This is a genomic window from Ruegeria sp. HKCCD3925 (genome assembly GCF_057221175.1).
In genome coordinates, this window is the sequence record NZ_JBWVBI010000001.1 from 308101 (window position 1) to 331615 (window position 23515).

Here is a 23515-nt window from a genome sequence, read left to right on the forward strand (position 1 = left end):
CTTAAGAAGTTTATGTCACTGATCATTAAGCAGCAATTAACCATTGCAGGCAGATATTGATCAGAAATTGTAATAATCCGGGCTGTTTATGTCTATTCAATCTGAATTTACCCCCTCTCGATCAAGTGGATGGGGCATTGATCGTGGGCGCTATGCCTCACTGGCATTGATCGCCATTTTATTGAGCGTACTTTCCTTCTTTGACGTCTTGCCGCCACGGTTAAGTGCTGGGGCCGCAGCCGTTGGCTTGTCCTTCCTGGTAGTAGTGGTCTTTGCCTTGGCGCGCGCTTGGATATTGAATCAGATCGAAGCGCAAACATACGCTGCGATGACGGGTTTTCTAGAGCAAGAAACCGATGCCTGTGTCATTTCGGATGCGACGGGCGAGGTGCTAGTTGCAAACGCTCAGGCCAATGCGCGTCTTATTCGGAACGCGGGTACGCGACTAGATGAGTCTCTGCGTACCGTATTTGCAAACCCGTCGGCGGTGCTGTTGCGTTTGCAGTCTCATGCCCTGAAACGGGGCTTTTGGGAAGAAGATGTTGTCACGCGCGGACAAACAATACCCGTGTCTGTTTCAAAGCTGGGTGAAAATCGGTTTTGCTGGCGTTTTAGAATAGATGCACCCCAGATCTGGCGCAGCGTGCAGCGGCCGGTTCTGACGGTCGGACGAAATGACGTGGTGCTGGATGCCAATGATGCGGCAATCGAACTTTTTGGTCAGATTCCCACATGCCTCAAGCCGATGGTTCAAGCTGGCGGTGCAGTTGATGGTAGCATCATACAGATTAAAACCGGGGAAACCGAAGCACCATTCACTGTCACAACGCTAAGGCACAGCGGTATTGTGCGTGAGTTGCTTTTAACGCCGCTGCAGCACGCCGAAGGACCGCAGCACACGACATCATTTGCAGATTTGCCAGTTGCGATCATGTGCATGTCTCCCGATGGAGATGTTAGCGAAGCAAACCACCTCGCGGTTGAATTGGTCGGTGAGATCCAACCGGGGCGGACGAATATCGAAAGCATGATGCAGGGGCTCGGCTATCCGATCAGGGACTGGCTGGCGAGTGCTGCCGAACAAGGCGCAGCACCGCGGTCTGAATTCCTGCGTTTGGTGCGCAAGGACAAAGAGGTATTTGTGCAAGTTACGCTGTCACGGATTCTCAGGGATGGTCAGGTCTGTCTTATTGCGGTTCTGAACGATGCCACCGAACTGAAAACGATGGAGGCGCAGTTTGTTCAAGGCCAGAAGATGCAAGCCGTTGGGCAATTGGCTGGCGGGGTCGCACATGATTTCAATAACTTGCTGACGGCGATTTCGGGGCATTGTGATCTGTTGCTGTTGCGCCATGACCAAGATGACCCGAATTACGGCGATCTTATACAGATCAATCAGAACGCCAACCGTGCTGCAGCGTTGGTCAGCCAGCTTCTGGCCTTTTCGCGCAAACAAACGCTCCGGCCCGAGGTGCTGGATCTGCGAGATACGATTTCAGACCTTATCCATTTGCTAAACCGTCTTGTGGGCGAGAAGGTCCGCCTGACGCTCAGTCATGATCCGGTGCTCAAATCCGTCTGCGCGGACAAGCGCCAGTTAGAGCAGGTCTTGATGAACCTGGTCGTCAATGCGCGTGATGCGATGCCCGAGGGTGGGGAGATTCGGATCGAGACCGAAGTAGTGACATTGGATCAATCGATCACGCGCGATCGGGCTACGGTACAGCCGGGAGAATATGTTACGGTCAAAGTCATCGATAGCGGCATCGGGATTCCTGCAGACAAACTGCAAAAAGTGTTTGAGCCATTTTATACGACCAAACGCACAGGCGAGGGGACGGGGCTGGGGCTATCGACTGTTTACGGGATCGTAAAACAGACTGGTGGTTTCATATTTGTCGACAGTGTGCAGGACCGGGGAACGGAATTCACCGTGCTCTTGCCTGTGAGTTCCCGGGTCCAAGAATCGGAGCCTGAGGCCCCCGATACCTCAGAGGTGCAAAGTTCCCGATTGGGTGAAGGCGTGGTTTTGTTGGTCGAAGACGAAGCCCCGGTGCGCGCCTTCGCGACGCGGGCGCTTCGCTTGAAGGGCTACACTGTGCTTGAAGCTGAATCAGCCGAAGATGCGCTGCAATTGTTGGACGACCCCAATTTGCTGGTGGATGTTTTTGTTACCGATGTCGTCATGCCCGGAATGGACGGCCCGACCTGGGTGCGCGAGGCCATGAAAACACGGCCTGACGTGCGGGTGGTCTTCATGTCAGGCTATACTGAAGGGGCGTTCGGCGAATCTGGTCCTCAGATCGAAAATTCCACCTTCCTGCCCAAGCCGTTTTCGTTGACCCAGCTGACCGAAGCGGTGTTTCAGCAAATGAATTGAAAACGCTATTCGGCAGCACGATACAATGCGTATTCTGCGGCGTTCAATGATTGGAACCGGAGTTCAGTTTGTTTTGAGAAGTCCATCGGGCAAGCGGGCGAGACGTTCTCTCGTGGTAGATCGATTTTACATTCCAGCCGATTCTGAAGGAAATCCAGTATCTTTTGCTGGCTGTCATATTTGAAGATATGCGCAACACCTTTACCGTTACTGCGGGGTTGCAAAAAATCGGTTTGGCATCCCACATTTGCGTAGGCCGGGCGGGGGTTTTGCATATAGGCGTCAAGGAATGCCTCGAAGCTTAAACCTTTTGTGGAATGCGGATGACCTGCCAATTCGGCGCGCGTTCGATATCGATACCAACTTCCCAACCAATCGACAGGTTCGCGCACTATGGCCATGACGTCCATTTCTGCATCAAACATCTTGCGAAACATGGTCTGGAAGAAACGATCATAGCGGCGCATGTTCGCATGTTTCAGGTCTGTTGGTCCGGACACGACGATATCGGCCCGATCGCGTAAAGCTGATTGATACGCGGTGGAGCCGGTCTTTGGAACAGACAGAAGCGCAAGCCGCTTTTCATAGAAAACAAGCATTTATCTTTTCTCTTCAATGCCTTTCATGTCTCAGATTGTCGTAAACGACTCTTTAACACAATTGCTGAAGAGTAGTTTTCATAAGTTTTAGTTGAAATGTTCTCTTTTTGGTCCCATAAGGAACAAGAGGCGAACAAAGCAGCGATTGCCGCCCGATCAAGGGTGTGACAAAAGAGAAGGCGACAGGACAATGGCGGATCTTCTGACGATGAGCGACAAGAAAAACGCAGACAAGCAAAAGGCGCTCGACAGCGCATTGGCCCAGATCGAACGGCAGTTCGGCAAAGGCTCGATCATGAAGTTGGGCGAAGATTCCAAGCAGGATATCGATGCGAGCTCGACCGGATCGCTGGGCTTGGATATCGCTCTGGGGATCGGCGGCTTGCCGATGGGCCGGATCGTCGAGATTTATGGCCCGGAAAGCTCGGGTAAGACCACGCTGACGCTGCACTGCATCGCTGAACAGCAAAAACGCGGCGGAGTCTGCGCGTTCGTCGACGCAGAACATGCACTGGACCCTCAATATGCGCGCAAGCTGGGTGTGGATCTGGATGAATTGCTGATCTCTCAGCCCGACACCGGCGAGCAGGCCCTTGAGATCACCGACACCTTGGTGCGGTCGGGGGCCGTGAACATGGTCGTGGTCGACTCGGTTGCGGCGCTGACGCCGAAATCCGAGTTGGAAGGCGACATGGGTGACAGCAGCGTGGGTGTTCAGGCCCGGCTGATGAGCCAGGCGATGCGCAAGCTGACCGGCTCGATCAATCGCTCGAACTGCATGGTGATCTTCATCAACCAGATCAGGATGAAGATCGGTGTGATGTTTGGCAGCCCGGAAACCACTACCGGTGGTAATGCGTTGAAATTCTACAGCTCGGTCCGTTTGGATATTCGCCGTATCGGTGCGATCAAGGATCGGGACGAAGTTGTGGGCAACCAGACCCGCGTCAAGGTCGTCAAGAACAAGGTGGCACCGCCGTTCAAGCAGGTGGAATTCGACATCATGTATGGCGAAGGCATCAGCAAAATGGGTGAGCTGCTGGATCTGGGCGTCAAGGCCGGTGTGGTCGAAAAGTCGGGTTCGTGGTTTAGCTACGGTGATGAGCGGATCGGGCAGGGGCGTGAGAATGCCAAGCAATATCTACGTGACAATTCCCGTGCGGCGCTTGAGATTGAAGACAAAATACGCGCCGCGCACGGATTGGACTTTGAAATGCCGCCCGAGGCGGAAGAGGATGACATCCTCGAAGCTTAAAGCACGCGTGAGGGGGCGCCGAAGAAATCCCCGGCACCTCGGTGGTGCTGAAATTATCTGGAACAAGGTGGCCCGTCGGGGCCACCTTGTTTCGTTTCGGACGGGCCTATGCTGTGGACACTCTCGGGGGGTGCGGCTAAACCTTTGCTGACCATATAGACTGCGCGCCGAGAGAGCCTTATGCCAACGCTGAACGACATTCGATCTACCTTTCTGAACTACTTTGCCAAGCAGGGGCACGAAGTGGTTGCGTCCAGCCCGCTGGTTCCGCGCAATGATCCGACACTGATGTTCGTCAACTCGGGTATGGTTCAGTTCAAGAATCTGTTTACTGGCGTCGAAACCCGCGACTACAGCCGTGCTACCACTGCACAGAAATGCGTGCGTGCAGGCGGCAAACACAACGATCTGGACAATGTGGGCTATACCGCTCGCCACCATACGTTCTTTGAAATGCTGGGGAATTTCTCATTCGGGGATTACTTTAAGCATGAGGCGATACCGTTCGCTTGGGAACTGATCACCAAAGAATTTGATATCGATAAGAACCGTCTGTTGGCCACTGTCTATCACACCGATGATGAGGCATTTGAAATCTGGAAAAAGGTTGGTGTCCCTGAAGACCGGATCATCCGCATCGCTACCAATGACAATTTCTGGCAAATGGGCCCTACCGGCCCCTGCGGCCCGTGCACCGAGATTTTCTATGACCACGGTGATCACATCTGGGGTGGGCCTCCGGGTTCGGCTGAGGAAGATGGTGATCGGTTCATCGAAATCTGGAACATCGTTTTCATGCAGAACGAGCAGTTCGAAGACGGCTCGATGGTCGAACTCGACATGCAGTCGATCGACACCGGCATGGGATTGGAACGCATTGGTGCGTTGCTGCAAGGCAGCCACGATAATTATGACACCGATCTGTTCAAAACGCTGATCGAAGCCTCCGCGGATGCGACCGGTGTTGATCCTTATGGGGATCAAAACGTGCATCATCGCGTGATTGCGGACCACTTGCGTTCAACTTCGTTCCTGATCGCGGATGGTGTGATGCCGTCAAACGATGGGCGAGGGTATGTTCTGCGCCGTATCATGCGCCGCGCGATGCGCCATGCGCATCTTTTGGGGGCCAAAGATCCGGTGATGCACCGCCTGGTACCCACGCTGGTGCAATTGATGGGTGCGCAATATTCAGAGCTCGGTCAGGCGCAGCCACTGATCGAAGAGACACTGCTGCTTGAGGAAACTCGGTTCAAGCAAACTTTGGATCGCGGTCTGAAGCTGTTGGATGAGGAAGTCTCGGGCCTACCTGACGGCGATCCACTACCCGGAGACTCGGCGTTCAAACTGTATGATACCTATGGTTTCCCGCTCGATCTGACGCAGGATGCGCTGCGCGAGAAAGGCCGAACCGTCGACACCGATGGATTTGACGTGGCGATGGCCGAACAAAAAGCCAAGGCACGCGCGGCGTGGGCCGGGTCTGGAGAATCTGCCGATCAGGTGGTTTGGTTCGATGTGCTGGATGCGGCCGGTGCGACCGATTTCCTTGGCTACGATACTGAAAAGGCCGAAGGGCAGGTCGCTGCGTTGGTGGTCGATGGTGTATTGGTCGACAAGATCGAGAAGGGTGGTACCGGCTGGGTCGTAGTCAACCAGACACCGTTCTATGGCGAGGCCGGCGGCCAGGTCGGCGACACCGGTGAAATTCGCAGGTTGGATGAGCGCGACGATATCGCCCGCGTTGAAGACACCAGAAAGTTTGCTGATGGCAAAGTCTATGCTCACAAGGTCACGATTGATCATGGGGCGATCTCAAAAGGTGACGCAGTTGAGCTGGAAGTCGATCACGCGCGCCGCACGGCCATTCGTGCCAACCACTCCGCGACGCACCTTCTGCATGAAGCTCTGCGCGAGACATTGGGTGATCACGTGGCGCAGCGCGGGTCGCTCAACGCATCAGATCGTTTGCGGTTCGATTTCAGCCATTCCAAGGCTCTGACACTGGAAGAAGTGCAGAAAGTTGAGCGAGAGGTGAACGCATTCATCCGCCAAAACTCAACCGTGGAAACCAGGATTATGACACCTGATGACGCCCGTGAACTGGGTGCTCAAGCTCTGTTCGGTGAGAAATACGGGGATGAGGTGCGCGTGGTTTCGATGGGCAAAGCACCCACCGGCAAAGGCCAGGATGGCGAAACATGGTCGATTGAACTGTGTGGCGGTACCCATGTGCGCCAGACCGGTGATATCGGAACCTTCGTCGTGCTGGGCGACAGTGCCAGCAGCGCGGGCGTGCGGCGGATCGAGGCTTTGACCGGTGATGACGCATTTAAGTATCTGTCGAAGCAGGATCATCGCCTTTCCTCAATTGCGCTTGAGTTGAAAGCGCAGCCTGATGACGTTGTGGCGCGTGTAAAGACTCTGCTGGATGAGCGTAAGTCGCTGCAAAACGAAGTTGCGCAGTTGCGCCGTGATCTGGCGATGGCCGGAGGTGCGGGGCAGGGCAGTGGCGCTGAAGCGCGCGATGTAAACGGTGTGGCGTTCTTTGCGCAGTCGCTCTCGGGTGTTTCCGGAAAGGACCTGCCTGCATTGATTGATGAGCACAAAAGCCGTTTGGGTACGGGTGCAGTATTATTGATTGCTGATACCGGCGGCAAAGCGGCTGTCGCAGCGGGGGTCACTTCGGACCTGACAGACACGGTATCTGCGGTGGATCTGGTCCGCGCGGCGGTGACCGAACTTGGCGGCAAGGGCGGTGGTGGACGGCCTGACATGGCACAGGGTGGGGGCAAGGATGCCTCGAATGCAGAGGCTGCAATCAAGGCCGCTGAACAGGTTTTGGGAGGATAAGATGCCAGCACTTTGGATCGCACACGTTACTGTGACAGATGCCGATGCTTATGGAAAATACGCCGAGCTTGCAGGGCCGGCAATTGCGGCGCATGGGGGTGAATTCATCGCCCGCGCGGCACGTTACGTGCAGTTAGAGGGCAAAGAGCGACCACGCAATGTGGTCGCCCGCTTCCCAACCCTTGAGGCTGCGGTAGAGTGCTACAATTCTCCTGCATATCAGCAGGCATTGGATCATGCCCGTGGCGCCAGCGAGCGAGAGCTGGTGGTCGTTGAAATTACCGACTGAGAATCAGGCTAAATCTACCTTCGCATGAAATTTGCAAATTCTGCCCGGCCCAGAGCCGTGCGACCTGCCATGCATTTTAGCGTGGGCGGCTCTTCACGATCGCTCTGAATTTATACACATTATTACAACGGGTTGTGCGTACTTCCTGTTGGTTTTGAACATATTTCTCTGTCCGATTGTGGCACTTCGCGCCACTTTCTTGCGCGGAAATGGTCACGAAAAGTGACGAATTTCCGCCGTTTTTTCCGCTCAATCTCGGATTTGATTGCGTGACAACCACAGTTTGCGGATATGGTCCGGTATACAGATGGGTTCTGATCCACGCAGTTTGCAGGGATTAATAGGACTCGAGGGACAGGCATGAAATTCTTTGGTACGACCATAGACGCCCACTTAAAGAGCGCTGCCAAGCTTGGCGGGCTGTTTGGTTTGGCTATCCTGATTAACGGATCGCTGTTGCTTGGGACTGAAGCATCGGCGAAAGATGCCGCGTTTATCCCAAGTATCGCTGCCTCGCCACCACCCTCTGGTGCGCGTCAGCTTTGCGGTAAATATTCCTGGGCATGTGCGCAAAAAGGTATCGGTTCCTTATCCACCAGCCAAGAATTGAAACTTGTCAAAGAGATCAACCGCCGCGTTAATCGATCCACGCGAGAGGTCACGGATCAGTCGCAATACAAAACCAGTGAACTTTGGGCGCTTCCAACGTCGCGCGGTGGTGACTGCGAAGATTTTGCGCTTCTAAAGAAAAGAGATTTGATCCAGGCTGGTTTCGACCCTCGTAAACTACTGCTCGCGACAGTGTTGGATACGCGCAGAAACTCTCATGCTGTTTTGGTCTATCGGTCAAGCGACGGCGATCTGGTTCTGGATAATTTGACCAATCAGATCAAGCCTTGGAAGGCGACGCGCTATCTGTTCCTGAGGATGCAAGATCCTAAGCAGCCACGAAATTGGGTCGGTGTTTTCGGTAAGAGCTAAAATCTGAGATACAAAAAAATAAGGGCGCACTCTGCTAGCAGCGCCCTTACTTGGTATCAGTTGTCAAATAGATCAGTTTTTACTTTATCTTTAGGTGGGCCCTGATCCTTTGACTTTTTGTCTTTGGATTTCTTGTCTTTTGACTTTTTGTCTTTGGATTTCTTGTCTTTTGACTTTTTGTCTTTTGACTTTTTGTCTTTGGATTTCTTGTCTTTTGACTTTTTATCTTTGGATTTCTTGTCTTTTGACTTTTTATCTTTGGATTTCTTGTCCTTTGACTTTTTGTCTTTTTCCTGCTTGTTGTCAGGATCGTTGTCATTACCCTTATTCTCGCCTTCTGGCGTCGATGGATCAGGGTCGTTGTCCGGGGATGAGTCACCGCTAGGGCCGGAATTTGATCTTTCCCGTTCCGATTCATCTGATGGACCATCGCCCGATCTTTGTTCGGCAAAACCGATGCTCGCAGTCGGCAAGTCAGTCAAAACTGCTGCAAATCTCGGGCAATCAAGAATTGTACGCTCCAGGATCGACTCGAAGTCGGCGCGCCGTTGGATATACCGGAGCATGCCTGAAGTAACCACGTCGCACGCACAAAGAGTGTTCGACGAAACAGACTGTTTGGCCGTGCTCACTGTGCACGTACCAGCCGCCTGAGCGGAATTTCCGAAGGTGAAGGGTAAGATTGCGGAAGCAAAAGCAATCGATAACAGTTTGGATTTGATGCGCATCGCACGCTCCTTAAGCACTCGTTAACTAAATTGCCGTATACTCAAACGGCGTCACACTTTGAACACAAAGTCCTCTTTCTATCGCCTATTTTCAAGCAAACTTTCTGTTGGATTTCTGTGATCCAGCTCACTCAAACACGATTAATCCATAAAAAACAAAAAGAAGACCTGCTGTTGCACCAGGTCTTCTTTTTCTGTGTTGTTTCTAGCCTGACGCAAAAATGTCACGAATGTGGCAATGTTTCCAAAACGTGAACAAGTTCACAGCATTGATCAGGCTGATTTTGACATCCGTTTACGCTCATGCGGATCCAGATAACGTTTGCGAAGCCGGATCGCATTGGGCGTAACCTCGACCAGTTCATCGTCGTCGATATAGGCGATTGCCTCTTCAAGCGAGAACTGAATATGAGGGGTCAGCCTCACTGCGTCGTCCGAGCCGCTGGCACGCACGTTGGTTAGCTTTTTACCTTTCAGCGGATTCACTTCCAGATCATTGTCTCGCGAATGCTCTCCGATCACCATGCCCTGATAGACATCAGTTTGCGGGCCAACAAACATGCGGCCACGCTCTTCCAAATTCCACAGCGCATAGGCGACCGCCTGACCGTTTTCCATCGAGATCAGAACACCCGCACGTCGACCAGGAATCTGCCCTTTATGAGCCGCCCAGCCGTGGAAGACCCGGTTCAAGACACCAGTTCCACGTGTGTCGGTCAGGAACTCTCCGTGATAGCCGATCAGGCCACGAGACGGCACGTGGGCGATGATCCGGGTCTTGCCTGCCCCTGCAGGGCGCATTTCAGCCAGTTCACCTTTGCGCGCACCCGTGATTTTCTCGATCACCGCGCCAGAATATTCATCATCCACATCGATCGTGACTTCTTCGATAGGTTCAAGGCGCTGGCCGTCCTCCTCGCGGAACAAAACCTGTGGGCGCGAGATGCTGAGCTCGAATCCTTCGCGGCGCATGTTTTCGATCAGAACACCCATCTGCAATTCGCCGCGACCAGCAACCTCGAAGGCCTCACCGCCGGGCGTGTCGCTGATGCGGATGGCTACGTTCGATTCGGCTTCTTTCATCAGGCGATCACGAATGACCCGAGACTGAACCTTTTTGCCGTCACGACCGGCCAGCGGGGAATCGTTTATGCCGAAGGTCACTGTGATGGTTGGCGGATCGATAGGCTGGGCAGGCAGGGCCTCTTCGACTTGCGGGGCTACAAGGGAATCTGCCACGGTGGCTTTGCTCATACCCGCAATCGTGACAATGTCGCCTGCTTCAGCGACGTCAATGGGTTGTTGAGCTAATCCACGGAATGCAAGGATTTTCGACGCGCGGAAGCTTTCAATCTGGGTGCCATCTCGGCTGAGTGCCTTGAGGCTGTCACCTGCTTTCAGAGTTCCACTTTCCACGCGACCGGTCAGAATGCGACCGATGAATGGATCGCTGCCCAAAGTGGTGGCGAGCATCCTGAACGGTTCGTCCTTTTTCTCGATCTGCTTGGGGGCGGGGACGTGATCAACGATCAGATCGAACAGGGCGGTCAAGTCCTTGCGCGGACCGTCAAGCTCCATATCGGCCCAGCCGGACCGGCCCGAAGCATACATGGCCGGGAAGTCCAGCTGATCGTCATCGGCGCCCAAGTTGGCGAAAAGGTCGAAACATTCGTCCAGCGCGCGATCAGGCTCGGCATCGGGTTTGTCGACCTTGTTCAGCACGACAATCGGGCGCAGGCCCAAAGCCAACGCCTTTGAGGTCACGAATTTGGTTTGCGGCATCGGGCCTTCGGCGGCGTCGACCAGCAGTACAACGCCGTCGACCATGCTGAGAATACGTTCGACTTCCCCACCGAAATCAGCGTGGCCGGGGGTGTCGACGATGTTAATGCGTGTATCCTTCCACTCAACGCTGGTGGCTTTGGCCAGGATGGTAATGCCGCGTTCGCGTTCCAGGTCGTTGCTGTCCATGGCGCGTTCTGCCACGGCCTGGTTTTCCCGGAACGCGCCGGATTGTTTAAGCAGCTCATCCACCAGGGTCGTCTTGCCGTGGTCCACGTGAGCGATGATTGCGATGTTGCGCAGGTCCATGAGAGGTCAGCCTTTGAACGGGAAGTTGCCGCGCGCATAACGCGGCGCGACAAAATATACCAGCCCTAACCGGCGGTCAGTGGCCCGCTGTGGCTGAAAACAGGTGGATGATCAGAATGCCACTCAAAATCATGCCCAAACCCAAGACTGCGGGCCAATCGAGTTTTTGGCCAAAAACCAAAAATCCAATCAGTGCGATCAGGGCAATACCAAGGCCCGACCAGATTGCATAGACAATGCCCACAGGCATGACCTTTAACGTGAGGGCCATAAGATAAAAGGCCGACCCATAGCCAACCACGACAAGAGCCGACGGCCAAAATCGCGTAAACTGATGGCTAGCCTGCAACGCAGTCGTGCCGATGGTTTCCGCGATAACAGCCAACATTAGGATTAGGTAGGTCTTTGGCACGAGCGATGCCTCTCTGAATTATCGCGAAAGGTTGAGCATACTTGCGATCATTTGGGCAAGGGGATTCAGATGCAGATGATCAAAACCCTAACTTTATCAAAGGTCAGGTAAACCCGACTATTCGGGCTTTTGCATATGTGCTAAACACTCGATTGTTTTTAGTGTGTTTTTAATGAGTTTGATAAGATGACGACTTTTGCAAAATCGGTCATTATCGCTTCGGTATTGATTGTGGCGTTGGGGTGGCTTGCAGACGGGGGGTCCGTCGACATTGATGCAGCCCAGAATGTTGAGCGGTTCACAGGTTTTCCGGTTTAGGCGCCCACCGAGCGATATCCTCGAAAAGGAGCTTTCGGGCTCCTTTTCTTTTCTTCAGACGCTAAGCAATCTTTACTGCTTTTCGATCGCTTTCAGCTTGGATCGATGTTCAGACAGTCTTTTCACCACGAATTGACGCGCCTTGCGTTCCGCCAGCCTAACCCGGATTTCGGTCAAGAACGCTTCTTCCAGGGATTGCGAGGCTGCACCGAGAACGTCTCCAACCTCCACAAAGAATCGATCCTCGCCTGTCTCGTCCATAACCTTCATCGTGTCCTCGGCCAATCTGGCGGCGAGGGTAGTGATGGTATCGGACATCAGCGCGTATTCTCTGTCAGGCGGCGTTTCACGTAATCCGTCACATCTGTCATCAGCGTGTCCATGTGGCGGTCTTGGAAGAAGTGATCGGCACCTTCCACCTCATTATGGGTGATGGTGATACCCTTTTGTTCATGCAGCTTTCCGACCAGAGACGCAGTGTCTGCAGGCGGTGCCACACGGTCCGCCAATCCGTTGATGATCAAGCCAGAAGACGGGCAGGGGGCCAGGAACGAAAAGTCGTACATGTTTGCGGGCGGCGATACACTGATGAAGCCAGTGATCTCGGGGCGGCGCATCAGAAGCTGCATTCCGATCCAAGCACCGAACGAGAACCCAGCGACCCAGCAATGCTTGGAGTTGTTGTTCATCGACTGAAGGTAATCCAGCGCTGATGCTGCATCGCTCAGCTCACCTACACCCTGGTCATACTCGCCCTGGCTGCGACCAACGCCGCGAAAGTTAAAACGCAGAACCGTGAAGCCCATGTTGTAAAAGGCGTAATGCAGGTTATAGACCACCTTGTTGTTCATGGTCCCGCCAAATTGTGGATGCGGGTGAAGCACGATAGCGATCGGTGCGTCTTTTTCCTTTTGCGGGTGGTAGCGGCCTTCCAGGCGGCCTTCGGGTCCGGGAAAAATCACCTCGGGCATGTGTGCTTTGGTCCTGTTTTTTGACGCGTCGGCCCCGAGATTATCTTGACGGTAATCCTCAGGTACCTTAGAACGGTTCTAATTACATTGTGTCGCGTGAAAACGCTGTCAGTGGGAGATACGCACTGGCTCGGGCGACGTCAATGTTTTCGCGCAGTTCTTGCCTGAAGGAAACAAAATGAAGCTGTCGACCAAAGGCCGCTATGCGATGGTTGCGCTGGCGGATATCGCCCTTCAGTCCTCGGACAAACTTGTCACGTTGGGCGAGATTTCCGAACGCCAGGATATTTCACTGCCGTATTTGGAGCAGCTTTTCGTGAAACTGCGCCGAGCTGATCTGGTCAGTTCAGTACGCGGACCGGGTGGGGGCTATCGCCTGGCGCGACCAGCCTCGGAAATCCGTGTGGTCGAGATACTGGCCGCGGTTGATGAGACGGTGGATGCGATGCACAAGGGGGCAGGTGCCTCGGGCGCGTCTTCGGGCAGCCGGGCGCAGTCACTGACCAATCGGTTGTGGGAAAGCCTGAGCGCGAATGTTTACGTATTCCTGCATCAAACGCGGCTGTCGGATGTAATTCGGAATGATCTTGCACCGTGTCCCGCTGTTCCTAGCTTGTTCGCAGTCGTGGACGATTGATCTGATGACGTTTTTCTGTGTTCCGTCAAAACCCATCTTGGAAAAGATACATCTATGAAACGGGTTTATCTCGACCATAACGCAACCGCCGCTCTGAGGCCCGAGGCCCGCGATGCAATGATCGCGGCGATGGATTTTGTGGGCAATCCATCCTCGGTCCATGCCGAAGGGCGCGCCGCTAAAGCGGTGGTCGAGAAAGCGCGGGCTCAAATCGCAACAGCGTTTGGGGCCGATGGTGCCGACATCGTGTTTACTTCTGGTGCGACGGAGGCAGCGGCTTTGGCCATGGCGGGGCGCGATCTTCAAGGTGCAGCGATTGAACATGACGCGGTAAGAGCTTGGATTAATGAGCTTCTGCCTGTCTCCCAAGGCGGTTACGTTGACGTGCCGGACGCTTCCCGATCCACGCTACAACTGGCCAATTCGGAAACTGGAATTGTTCAAACTTTGCCTGCCGGTCTTGCGGTCACTGACGCGACTCAGGCTTTTGGTAAGTTGCCGATAGCCTTCAACTGGCTGGGGGCTGAGATGGCGCTGATTTCAGCCCACAAACTTGGCGGGCCAAAAGGGATCGGGGCGTTGGTGATGAAACGCGGCACCGATCTTGCTGCGCAAATCAAGGGCGGCGGGCAGGAGATGGGGCGTCGCTCGGGTACAGAAAATGTCACTGGAATTGCGGGGTTCGGAGCAGCAGCTGAAGCCGCGTCCCGTGATTTAGCAAATGGCGTTTGGGAAAACGTTGCAGAACTTAGAAATATTCTAGAAAACGCTCTTGAGGCTGGTACGAAAGCTACTATTTTTGTCGGGAAAGACCAAAGGCGACTCCCCAACACTCTGTGCTTCGCCACTCCGGGATGGAAGGGTGAGACCCAGGTCATGCAGATGGATTTGTCAGGCTTCGCGATCAGTGCGGGCTCGGCCTGTTCCAGCGGCAAGGTTCGCGCAAGCGCCGTACTGACGGCCATGGGATTTGATGAGATGACGGCCTCTAGCGCAATCCGCGTATCGCTGGGGCCAGAGACGGCAGAAGAAGATGTGCTGCGTTTCGCGGAAACGTGGCTTGAAAAAGAGAAAAAGCATCGCGCGCGGGCCGCGTGATCTGACGGAGGGTGAATTATGGCCGCTTTGGACCAGACCCAGGTGAAAGAGGGTGTCGATCAGGAAACCGTAGACGCGGTTCGCGAGGTCAGCACTTATAAATACGGCTGGGAAACTGATATCGAGATGGAGTATGCGCCAAAAGGCGTGAATCCCGATATCGTTCGTCTGATTTCGGACAAAAATGATGAACCTGAGTGGATGACCGAATGGCGTCTGGCCGCGTTCGAGCGCTGGACCCAGATGGAAGAGCCTAAATGGGCGATGGTGCACTACCCGCCGATCGACTTTCAGGACCAGTATTATTATGCCCGTCCGAAATCGATGGAAGATAAACCCAAATCTCTGGATGAGGTCGATCCCAAGCTTCTGGCGACTTACGAAAAGCTAGGTATCCCTCTGAAAGAACAGATGATCCTGGCAGGTGTCGAGGGCGCTGAGAATGCACCGGCAGAAGGCCGTAAGGTTGCTGTTGATGCAGTATTTGACTCGGTGTCGGTCGGGACGACTTTTCAGGAAGAGTTGAAGAAAGCCGGCGTTATCTTCTGCTCGATTTCCGAGGCGATCAAAGAGCATCCGGAACTGGTCAAAAAATACTTAGGGACGGTCGTACCGGTCTCGGACAATTTCTATGCCACGCTGAACTCAGCTGTATTCTCGGACGGCTCGTTTGTTTATGTCCCTCCGGGCGTGCGCTGCCCGATGGAACTGAGCACATATTTCCGCATTAATGCAGAAAATACCGGCCAGTTTGAGCGCACGCTGATCATCGCCGACAAGGGCTCTTACGTCTCGTATCTGGAAGGCTGCACCGCGCCCCAGCGCGACACCGCTCAGTTGCACGCGGCGGTTGTCGAGATCATCGTCGAAGAAGATGCCGAGGTGAAATACTCGACCGTTCAGAACTGGTTCCCCGGAGATGAGAATGGCAAGGGCGGTATCTACAACTTCGTGACCAAGCGCGCCGATTGTCGGGGTGATCGCTCCAAGGTGATGTGGACGCAGGTCGAAACCGGCTCAGCCGTAACCTGGAAATACCCGTCCTGCATCCTGCGTGGCGACGATAGCCAGGGTGAGTTTTACTCGATCGCAATCACCAACAACATGCAGCAAGCCGACACCGGCACCAAGATGGTGCATCTGGGCAAGAACACCAAGTCGCGGATCGTATCGAAAGGGATCAGCGCCGGTAAGGCGCAGAATACCTATCGTGGTCTGGTGTCGATGCATCCCAAGGCCAAGGATAGCCGAAACTACACCCAGTGCGACAGCCTGCTGATCGGCGACAAATGCGGGGCGCATACGGTTCCGTATATCGAGGTGAAGAACAACTCATCTCGGGTCGAGCACGAGGCGACGACATCAAAAGTGGATGACGATCAGCTGTTCTATTGCCGTCAGCGTGGCATGGACGAGGAAGAAGCCGTGGCCTTGGTCGTCAACGGGTTCTGCAAGGACGTTCTGCAGGCGCTGCCGATGGAATTTGCGATGGAAGCGCAACAGCTTGTGGCAATCAGCCTTGAGGGATCAGTCGGCTGATGACACCAAAACCCCAACAGCGAATCCGAAAGGACGATGTCCTGACCGTGCTTGGCTATGCGTTGCCGGTGCTCGGCGGCCTGTTGGGGGTTGCTTACGTCAATACCAAGTACATGGACTTCATAAACCCGGTTTGGGCAGTGGGCGCAGGCGCGTTGCTTGGATGGATCATCGCCCGCGTGATCCGCAAGGTGCTGGGATAAGAACTTATCGGGGCCGCAATGCGCCCCTTGCGAGATGCTAAAGGACAGAAAATGCTGGAAATCAATAACCTGCACGTCAAACTTGAGGAAGAAGACAAGCAAATTCTGAAAGGGGTCGACCTGACGGTTGAGCCTGGCAAAGTGCACGCGATCATGGGGCCGAATGGCTCGGGCAAATCAACGCTCAGCTACGTGTTGTCTGGTCGTGATGGCTATGAGGTGACCGAGGGCGGCGCGACGCTTGATGGCGAGGATCTGCTTGAGATGGAACCGGAAGAACGTGCAGCCGCAGGTGTGTTTCTGGCGTTCCAGTACCCGGTCGAGATTCCCGGTGTGGGCAACATGACCTTCCTGCGCACCGCCGTGAATGCGCAGCGCAAAGCACGTGGCGAGGAAGAGCTGTCGGCGACGGATTTTTTGAAAGAGGTTCGTGCCAAGGCCAAGGCGCTGAAAATCGACGCTGAAATGTTGAAACGTCCGGTCAATGTTGGCTTTTCGGGTGGTGAGAAAAAGCGCAACGAAATCCTGCAAATGGCGATGCTTGAGCCGAAGATGTGCATCCTGGATGAGACAGACTCGGGCCTTGACGTGGACGCGATGAAACTGGTGGCCGAGGGCGTGAACGCGTTGCGTGATGAGGGGCGCGGGTTCCTTGTTATCACGCACTATCAGCGGCTTCTCGATCACATCAAACCTGACGTGGTTCACATCATGGCGGATGGTCGCATCGTGAAATCCGGCGGCCCTGAACTGGCGCTGGAAGTTGAAAACAACGGCTATGCCGACATTCTGGCCGAGGTGAACTGATGGCATTGCCCCAAGCGAAACAAACGGCGACCGAGGAACGGCTGGCAGCGCTGACCATGCCGGATGCGGGATGCACACGCAAAGCGCGCGAAGCCGCAATTGCACGTGTACGCGCGATGGGTTTGCCCAGTCGTCGAGATGAATACTGGAAATATACCCGTCCAGACACTCTGGTCTCTGCGAAAGCTCCCAGTGCTGCTTTGTTCAAAACGGATGAACCGGCTCTGTTCCACGCGCTCGACCGACTGAAGATCGTTTTCATTGATGGCGTATTCAGCCCGGAAGAGTCTGATGATCTGTCTCTGGAGGGTGTAACGATCGATCGGCTGGAAGATATCTGTTGCAAAGATATCCATTGGGCCAAAGAGTTATACGGCGTTCTTGAAGCAAAAGGCCAAGATCCAGTGGCGCGTCCCTTGGCGGCGCTGAACACGGCCTATGCGTCAGATGGAGTTGCCATTCATGTATCCGGCAAGCCGAGCAAACCGATTAACCTGATTTATCGCCATGAATCTGAAACGTCGGATGCGATCCTGCATCACGTCGTTCGGGTTGAAAGCGGCGCCGAAGTTACGATCCTTGAAAACGGACCCGCAGCGTCGCGCTTCAACAAATGCATGGAGATCGATATCGCCGACAATGGCACGCTGCATCACATCCGTGCGCAGGGCCGGGATCATCAACGCCGTGCGGCGACGCATATGTTCTCGCGGCTTGGCAAGGAATCCGTCTATAAATCCTTCACGCTGACCGTGAACGGGGTTTTGACGCGAAACGAGCAAGTCGTCGAGCTGACAGGTGACGATGCGGTCGCGCATGTGGCGGGTGCCTGTGTTGGAGACGGTGATTTTCACCATGATGACACGGTCTTTGTCACCCATGATGCGGTGAATTGCGAGAGCCGCCAAGTGTTCAAGAAGGTGCTTCGCAATGGTGCGACCGGTGTTTTTCAGGGCAAGATCCTTGTGAAGGAAGGTGCCCAGAAAACCGATGGTTACCAGATCAGCCAGTCGTTGCTTCTGGACGATGATAGTCAGTTCCTCGCCAAACCCGAGCTTGAGATTTACGCCGATGACGTTGCGTGTTCGCACGGTTCGACCTCGGGCGCCATTGATGAAACGGCTTTGTTCTACCTGCGCTCCCGTGGCGTCCCAACGGCAGAAGCAACCGACATGTTGACACTGGCCTTCCTAGCTGAAGCCGTTGATGAGATCGAGGACGAGAATCTGGCAGCCGATATCGTATCCCGATTGCAAGATTGGCTGGCACGCCGCCGCTGATGCCTGTCACAACTGATATCGTGGCCACGTATCGCGGACCGGGGCGTGTGGTGCGTCGGCTGCTTGATATGGGGCCGCGCGAGGATCGCGCATTGGCCATCGTCATGATCGCCTGCACCATTGTGTTCATCGCAGACACCCCGCGACTGGCCCGCGAGGCTCATGCTACGGGGCAAGAACTGAACGCTTTGCTGGCAGCCGGTCTATTTGCCTGGGTGATCTGTATGCCGCTTGTGCTTTACCTACTTGCCGGGCTTACACATCTAGTGGCCCGGATTTTGGGTGGAAAAGGTGATGGTTTCGGCGCGCGGCTAGCCTTGTTCTGGGCGCTTCTCGCGTCAGCGCCTTTGGTGTTGCTGAATGGGCTGGTGTCCGGTTTCATCGGCCCCGGGTCAGCGCAAACACTTGTGGGGCTGTTATGGGTTGCGGTTTTTCTCTGGTTCTGGTTGTCGGGCCTCAAGCAATCGCAAAAGGCTGCTAAATGAATTCCACCGCACTGCTCAACCTGGTCGTTCTGACCCTGTCCAATCCAGCCGAAGCCGCAAGACGATTGCTCGCGTTGCGGCTGGGTACGGATGTACTGTGGCTCGCCTTCTCTCTCGCGGTGATCCTGAACGCTCTGGTCCAGTCTGCGTCCAGCTTCGTCCTGCCGCTTATCAGTCCGGATGTTCAGCAACTGGCTGAGCCACTATCGAGGACGCTTTTTGTTTCCGTTGCGGCAATCATGATCAGCGTCGTGACGTTCCTATTAGTGGGCCGCGTCCTGGGTGGAACGGGGACGTTCAATGACTTCATGACGCTGATTGTCTGGTTGCAAATCCTGCAAATTGCGGGGCAAGCAATCATTCTAGCGCTGGTTGCAGCGCTGCCGTTTCTATTCTTACCGGCCAGTCTGGCGATGCTGGGTCTTAGCCTTTACATCACCCTGCATTTTCTCAACGAGGCGCATCGATTTAATTCGTTGGGAAAGTCGTTTGTTGTGATCCTGATCTCTGGTCTTGTGGCCGTCCCGTTTGTTCTTTGGCTGATCCCCGCCGGGTCTGTATAGGGAAGTCCTGTCTATGTATGACGTACAAAAAATCCGCGCAGATTTTCCGATCCTGTCACGTCAGGTCAACGGAAAGCCGCTGACTTATCTAGACAATGGGGCCTCCGCGCAGAAACCCCAGGTAGTGATCGACGCGATCACGCAGGCCTATGCGCACGAATATTCGAACGTGCATCGAGGGCTTCACTATCTGTCAAATCTCGCAACCGAGAAATATGAGGCCGTCCGTGGCACGGTTGCGCGGTTTCTGGGCGTATCAAACGAGAATGAGATTGTCCTGAATTCGGGTACGACCGAGGGGATCAATTTAGTCGCCTACGGTTGGGCAATGCCACGCCTGCAGGCGGGGGACGAGATTGTCCTCAGCGTGATGGAACATCACGCCAACATCGTACCGTGGCACTTCCTGCGCGAACGGCAGGGCGTGGTGCTGAAATGGGTCGATGTCGATGCGACCGGCCATCTTGACCCTCAGGCGGTAATCGACGCCATTGGCCCCAAGACAAAGCTGGTTGCGGTGACCCAGTGCTCGAACGTGCTGGGCACTGTGGTTGATGTCAAAGCAATCACGCAAGGCGCCCACGCCAAAGGCGTTCCGGTTCTGGTGGATGGCAGCCAGGGCGCGGTTCATATGCCCGTCAATGTCGATGACATCGGATGTGACTTCTATGCCATCACGGGTCATAAACTGTACGGCCCGTCCGGTTCTGGCGCAATTTTTATCAAATCGGACCGCATGGCTGAAATGCGCCCCTTTATTGGTGGCGGTGACATGATCAAAGAGGTTTCAAAAGATCAGGTGATCTACAACGATCCGCCAATGAAGTTCGAGGCCGGAACCCCCGGCATCGTGCAGACCATCGGGTTGGGGGGGGCGCTTGACTATATGATGGACCTTGGCATGGAGAGCATCGCATCGCATGAGGCCGGCTTGCGCGACTATGCAATGCAACGGTTGAATGGATTGAACTGGCTGCAGGTTCAAGGCACCACAGCGAACAAAGCCGCGATATTCAGCTTTACTTTGGATGGGGCAGGGCATGCCCATGATGTTTCAACCATTCTGGACAAAAAGGGTGTCGCCGTGCGCGCAGGCCACCACTGCGCCGGGCCGCTGATGGATCATTTGGGGGTCACTGCTACCTGTCGTGCCAGCTTTGGGCTCTATAACACGACGGATGAGGTCGACACCCTGATCGACGCGTTGGAGCTTGCCCACGATCTGTTTGCCTGATCGTACTGCGGATTTGCAGTTGCACCCGGATTGGAACGAGGGTAGCTAACGGCCAAGGCACCTGTAGCTCAGCTGGATAGAGCGCTGCCCTCCGAAGGCAGAGGCCAGAGGTTCGAATCCTCTCAGGTGCGCCATTTCACCCTTGCTAGTCGTCATATTACGCAGAACTGACGGTGCACGAACCTGTTCTTTCCTGGCAAGGCAAAACCCCCGTCAGAACTATCTGATGGGGGTCGTGCAACAGCGAAAGATGAAATGCTCGATTAGCCGCGCCACGAGCGGATGACACCGCAATCCATGTGAACGAAATTCGAACGATAGTACTGTCCAACGCCACCGGCACGGCAGGCCATCGCTGCTTTGCCCATTTGCGAGACCGAGCGTGATGACAGTCGCAGATCAGCAGCCTGACCCTTCATATGAAGCGAATTCTTGGCAACACCCCGCGAGCGGCGGCGCAGCATTGCGTTGGTTTGCGGTGAGCGGTAACCCGACAGCAGCATGTATGGCTCGCTGACATCCAGAAGGTTATGAGTGGCCGCCATGATGTCGATGGTCCTCAGGTCCACGGACTTGACTTGATCGCTGCGCCAGTCGCGCATGAAGTGGTTGACCTCTTTCACCGCGTCTTTGATGTATTTGCCATCAACCCAATAGACCATATCGATACGTTCACCGGTACGGCCGGAATACATGCGGATACGGCGAATATCACCTCCGCCGCGAAGGAAACCAGCTGCGTTGGAATATGTGGGGGCTGCAACAACTGCGGTTGCGGCGAATGCGCCCAATAGGGCACGCCGGGTCAGGCCCGAGGTACTGCTCTTGGTCATTTTTTGTTTCGTCCCGTACTGTTCCTGCCTGCACACGATGTTACGCGCGCCGTATTAATTTTTTCCCATCCCAGATGCGGGATTTATGGCACAGTAGGATTCAACAGCCAAGAAATCTTTGGTCGCAGTCAAATCAAGGGGGAAATTTCGGCAGTTTTTTGCGCAACTGATGCAAGTATGCTTGCTTTTGGCGCAGTTCGCGCGTCGGCGATGCAAACGCGCACCAGGGGTCAAAGAAGCGGTCTGGTGATGAATTTGTGAATAGACATCAGGCGCTCAGCAAAACATTATTTTCAGACGCCGCTTATAGGGCGTGACAAGTCATTGAAGAAACAGGGCCATCCTATGTCATTTGTTACCCGTGCTCGTTCAAGTGTTTTTATCGCCGCTTTGCTTGTGGCTTCGGCCTCAGTCGCGCAGGCGGGGACGGATGGCACAGCGTTTCAAATGGCCGTTGCGGAAAGTGCGTCCAACAGCCCGGCAATTGCTGAGTTTTATCGCACAAACGGGTTTGATCCGGTTTGGGTTGGCGATACGCCCGAACATGCTGCACGACGCAAAGCTCTGATCGAAGCGCTTTCGACGACCGACCTGCATGGATTGCCTGGGGCACGTTACGACGTCCAGACTTTGGTGACAAAGATGCAGGACGCGCGCAACACCCGTGATCTGGGCATGCTCGAGGCCGAGCTGACACGGGTTTTTGTCAAATATGCCAGAGACTTGCATTCCGGTTCTGTAACGCCTTCGCAGATTGACCCCGGCCTAGTGCGGGCGGTGGAACGACGCAGCGCCGCAGCGCATCTTGAACTGCTCGTTTCCAGCCAGGGTGATACCTATTTCAGGGATATGATGCCTCAATCGCGCCAGTATCTTGCGCTGTTGAAACAGAAGAAGGCGCTGGAAGCGCTGATGTCACAAGGTGGCTGGGGCGAGACCGTTCCTGTCTCCAAGCTTGAGCTTGGGGACACAGGGAGCAATGTCATCAGGCTGCGCAATCGACTTGTCGCGATGGGTTATCTGAAGCCTACTGCCAGCCCAAACTATGATGATGCGCTGTTTGCGGCGGTGCAATCCTTTCAGGCTGCTCATGGTCTAGAGGCGGATGGCGTAGCTGGCAAAGGCACTATTTCCGAGATCAATCGCCCAGTTTCAGACCGCTTGAAAGCTGTTTACGTTGCGCTTGAACGGGAGCGCTGGTTACCCAAAGACCGTGGTGAGCGGCATATTCTGGTGAATCTGGCCGATTTTTCTGCCAAGATCGTCGATGACGGGCAGGTCACGTTTGAGACTCGTGCCGTGATCGGCAAAAACACACATGATCGCCGTAGCCCAGAGTTCTCGGATGAGATGGAGCATATGGTGATCAACCCAAGTTGGTATGTGCCACGCTCGATCATCACGAAGGAATATCTGCCGCAATTACGGGCCAATCCAAATGCTGTCGGCCATATCCAGATCACCGATCGCCGTGGCCGTCAGGTGAATCGTGGAGCGGTTGACTTTACCCAATTCACTGCGCGTAATTTCCCGTTTTCCATGCGTCAGCCCCCCAGCAAAAGCAACGCACTGGGGCTAGTGAAGTTCATGTTCCCTAATAAGTACAACATCTATCTGCATGATACGCCTCAGAAATCTCTGTTCGCACGCGAGGTTCGGGCATTCTCGCATGGATGCATCCGTTTGGCGCAACCGTTCGAGTTTGCCTATAAGCTGCTGGCCAAGCAGGAAGAGGATCCAAAGGCGTTTTTCCACCGCGTTCTGAACACGGGCAAAGAAACGAAGGTTGAACTGGATAAAAAAATTCCGGTGCATCTGATTTATCGCACGGCCTATATTGGCCCCAAAGGCGAGGTGCAGTATCGCCGCGACGTGTATGACCGGGATCGCAAAATCTGGGAAGCGCTGCAAAAGGCAGGGGTGGTCCTGCCGGACGTTCAAGGGTAATCACGAGGCAAA

Annotated in this window: 23 protein-coding genes and 1 tRNA gene; 17 read left to right on the forward strand and 7 right to left on the reverse strand. The window is 54.6% G+C overall.

Annotated elements, in window-relative coordinates:
• Positions 1 to 88: 88 nt before the first annotated feature.
• Positions 89 to 2380, forward strand: a complete 2292-nt coding sequence (locus tag AC2TEM_RS01515) for an ATP-binding protein (RefSeq protein ID WP_170421731.1) — start codon at positions 89 to 91, stop codon at positions 2378 to 2380.
• 5 nt (positions 2381 to 2385) lie between these two features.
• Here AC2TEM_RS01515 and AC2TEM_RS01520 read toward each other — a convergent pair whose 3' ends face one another.
• Positions 2386 to 2847, reverse strand: a complete 462-nt coding sequence (locus tag AC2TEM_RS01520) for a gamma-glutamyl kinase (protein WP_480790381.1) — start codon at positions 2845 to 2847, stop codon at positions 2386 to 2388.
• Positions 2848 to 3169: 322 nt separating this feature from the next.
• Here AC2TEM_RS01520 and recA point away from each other — a divergent pair, with 322 nt between their 5' ends.
• From recA to AC2TEM_RS01540, 4 genes are all read left to right on the forward strand, one after another.
• On the forward strand, positions 3170 to 4234 hold the full coding sequence (gene recA / locus AC2TEM_RS01525) for a recombinase RecA (RefSeq protein WP_170393025.1): 1065 nt from the start codon (positions 3170 to 3172) through the stop codon (positions 4232 to 4234).
• Between the two features lie 180 nt (positions 4235 to 4414).
• Positions 4415 to 7087 (forward strand): alanine--tRNA ligase, encoded by a 2673-nt coding sequence (gene alaS, locus AC2TEM_RS01530; RefSeq protein WP_170421723.1) that lies wholly within the window; start codon positions 4415 to 4417, stop codon positions 7085 to 7087.
• Between the two features lies 1 nt (position 7088).
• Entirely contained in the window at positions 7089 to 7376 is a 288-nt protein-coding gene (locus tag AC2TEM_RS01535) for a DUF1330 domain-containing protein (protein ID WP_170421721.1), read from the forward strand.
• Positions 7377 to 7736: 360 nt separating this feature from the next.
• Positions 7737 to 8357, forward strand: coding sequence for a transglutaminase-like cysteine peptidase (locus tag AC2TEM_RS01540; RefSeq protein WP_170421718.1), 621 nt, complete (start codon positions 7737 to 7739; stop codon positions 8355 to 8357).
• A 56-nt stretch (positions 8358 to 8413) separates the two neighbouring features.
• On the opposite strand, the gene AC2TEM_RS01545 is transcribed toward AC2TEM_RS01540, so the two are convergent.
• The 3 genes from AC2TEM_RS01545 to AC2TEM_RS01555 form a co-directional block, all read right to left on the reverse strand.
• Positions 8414 to 9085 (reverse strand): hypothetical protein, encoded by a 672-nt coding sequence (locus AC2TEM_RS01545; protein ID WP_480855963.1) that lies wholly within the window; start codon positions 9083 to 9085, stop codon positions 8414 to 8416.
• Between the two features lie 273 nt (positions 9086 to 9358).
• Complete coding sequence (gene typA / locus AC2TEM_RS01550; RefSeq protein WP_170421712.1) at positions 9359 to 11176, reverse strand: translational GTPase TypA; 1818 nt, start codon at positions 11174 to 11176, stop codon at positions 9359 to 9361.
• 76 nt (positions 11177 to 11252) lie between these two features.
• A complete protein-coding gene (locus AC2TEM_RS01555) occupies positions 11253 to 11588 on the reverse strand; it encodes a DMT family transporter (protein ID WP_480453698.1) in 336 nt (111 codons plus the stop codon).
• Positions 11589 to 11774: 186 nt separating this feature from the next.
• On the opposite strand from AC2TEM_RS01555, the gene AC2TEM_RS01560 reads away from it, so the two are divergent.
• Complete coding sequence (locus tag AC2TEM_RS01560; protein WP_255612097.1) at positions 11775 to 11906, forward strand: hypothetical protein; 132 nt, start codon at positions 11775 to 11777, stop codon at positions 11904 to 11906.
• 72 nt (positions 11907 to 11978) lie between these two features.
• Here AC2TEM_RS01560 and AC2TEM_RS01565 read toward each other — a convergent pair whose 3' ends face one another.
• Positions 11979 to 12224: a hypothetical protein gene (locus tag AC2TEM_RS01565; RefSeq protein ID WP_170393030.1), complete on the reverse strand. Its 246-nt coding sequence runs from the start codon at positions 12222 to 12224 to the stop codon at positions 11979 to 11981.
• The gene (locus tag AC2TEM_RS01570; protein WP_008758207.1) at positions 12224 to 12877 is read right to left on the reverse strand and encodes an alpha/beta hydrolase; all 654 of its coding nucleotides are present in this window, start codon (positions 12875 to 12877) and stop codon (positions 12224 to 12226) included. Before AC2TEM_RS01570 ends, AC2TEM_RS01565 begins: the two co-directional genes overlap by 1 nt.
• A 178-nt stretch (positions 12878 to 13055) precedes the next feature.
• Here AC2TEM_RS01570 and iscR point away from each other — a divergent pair, with 178 nt between their 5' ends.
• The 10 genes from iscR to AC2TEM_RS01620 all read left to right on the forward strand — a co-directional run bounded on the left by iscR (position 13056) and on the right by AC2TEM_RS01620 (position 20857).
• Positions 13056 to 13514 (forward strand): Fe-S cluster assembly transcriptional regulator IscR, encoded by a 459-nt coding sequence (iscR, locus tag AC2TEM_RS01575; RefSeq protein ID WP_170393031.1) that lies wholly within the window; start codon positions 13056 to 13058, stop codon positions 13512 to 13514.
• Between the two features lie 54 nt (positions 13515 to 13568).
• Positions 13569 to 14612, forward strand: coding sequence for a cysteine desulfurase family protein (locus AC2TEM_RS01580; protein WP_170421708.1), 1044 nt, complete (start codon positions 13569 to 13571; stop codon positions 14610 to 14612).
• An 18-nt stretch (positions 14613 to 14630) separates the two neighbouring features.
• Entirely contained in the window at positions 14631 to 16151 is a 1521-nt protein-coding gene (gene sufB / locus AC2TEM_RS01585; protein ID WP_170393033.1) for a Fe-S cluster assembly protein SufB, read from the forward strand.
• Complete coding sequence (locus AC2TEM_RS01590) at positions 16151 to 16354, forward strand: hypothetical protein (protein ID WP_170405842.1); 204 nt, start codon at positions 16151 to 16153, stop codon at positions 16352 to 16354. Before sufB ends, AC2TEM_RS01590 begins: the two co-directional genes overlap by 1 nt.
• 51 nt (positions 16355 to 16405) lie before the next feature.
• On the forward strand, positions 16406 to 17161 hold the full coding sequence (gene sufC / locus AC2TEM_RS01595) for a Fe-S cluster assembly ATPase SufC (RefSeq protein ID WP_170393035.1): 756 nt from the start codon (positions 16406 to 16408) through the stop codon (positions 17159 to 17161).
• Positions 17161 to 18441 (forward strand): Fe-S cluster assembly protein SufD, encoded by a 1281-nt coding sequence (gene sufD / locus AC2TEM_RS01600; protein WP_170421704.1) that lies wholly within the window; start codon positions 17161 to 17163, stop codon positions 18439 to 18441. Before sufC ends, sufD begins: the two co-directional genes overlap by 1 nt.
• The gene (locus AC2TEM_RS01605; RefSeq protein ID WP_170421701.1) at positions 18441 to 18926 is read left to right on the forward strand and encodes a YIP1 family protein; all 486 of its coding nucleotides are present in this window, start codon (positions 18441 to 18443) and stop codon (positions 18924 to 18926) included. The genes sufD and AC2TEM_RS01605 overlap by 1 nt, the downstream gene beginning before the upstream one ends.
• Complete coding sequence (locus AC2TEM_RS01610) at positions 18923 to 19489, forward strand: Yip1 family protein (protein WP_170421699.1); 567 nt, start codon at positions 18923 to 18925, stop codon at positions 19487 to 19489. The genes AC2TEM_RS01605 and AC2TEM_RS01610 overlap by 4 nt, the downstream gene beginning before the upstream one ends.
• 13 nt (positions 19490 to 19502) lie before the next feature.
• Positions 19503 to 20723 (forward strand): cysteine desulfurase, encoded by a 1221-nt coding sequence (locus tag AC2TEM_RS01615; protein WP_170421696.1) that lies wholly within the window; start codon positions 19503 to 19505, stop codon positions 20721 to 20723.
• 57 nt (positions 20724 to 20780) lie between these two features.
• Positions 20781 to 20857, forward strand: a tRNA-Arg gene (locus tag AC2TEM_RS01620).
• Between the two features lie 129 nt (positions 20858 to 20986).
• Here AC2TEM_RS01620 and mepK read toward each other — a convergent pair.
• On the reverse strand, positions 20987 to 21556 hold the full coding sequence (gene mepK / locus AC2TEM_RS01625) for a peptidoglycan L,D-endopeptidase MepK (protein WP_170393040.1): 570 nt from the start codon (positions 21554 to 21556) through the stop codon (positions 20987 to 20989).
• 345 nt (positions 21557 to 21901) lie between these two features.
• On the opposite strand from mepK, the gene AC2TEM_RS01630 reads away from it, so the two are divergent.
• Complete coding sequence (locus AC2TEM_RS01630) at positions 21902 to 23503, forward strand: L,D-transpeptidase family protein (RefSeq protein WP_170421693.1); 1602 nt, start codon at positions 21902 to 21904, stop codon at positions 23501 to 23503.
• The last annotated feature ends 12 nt before the right edge of the window (positions 23504 to 23515 follow it).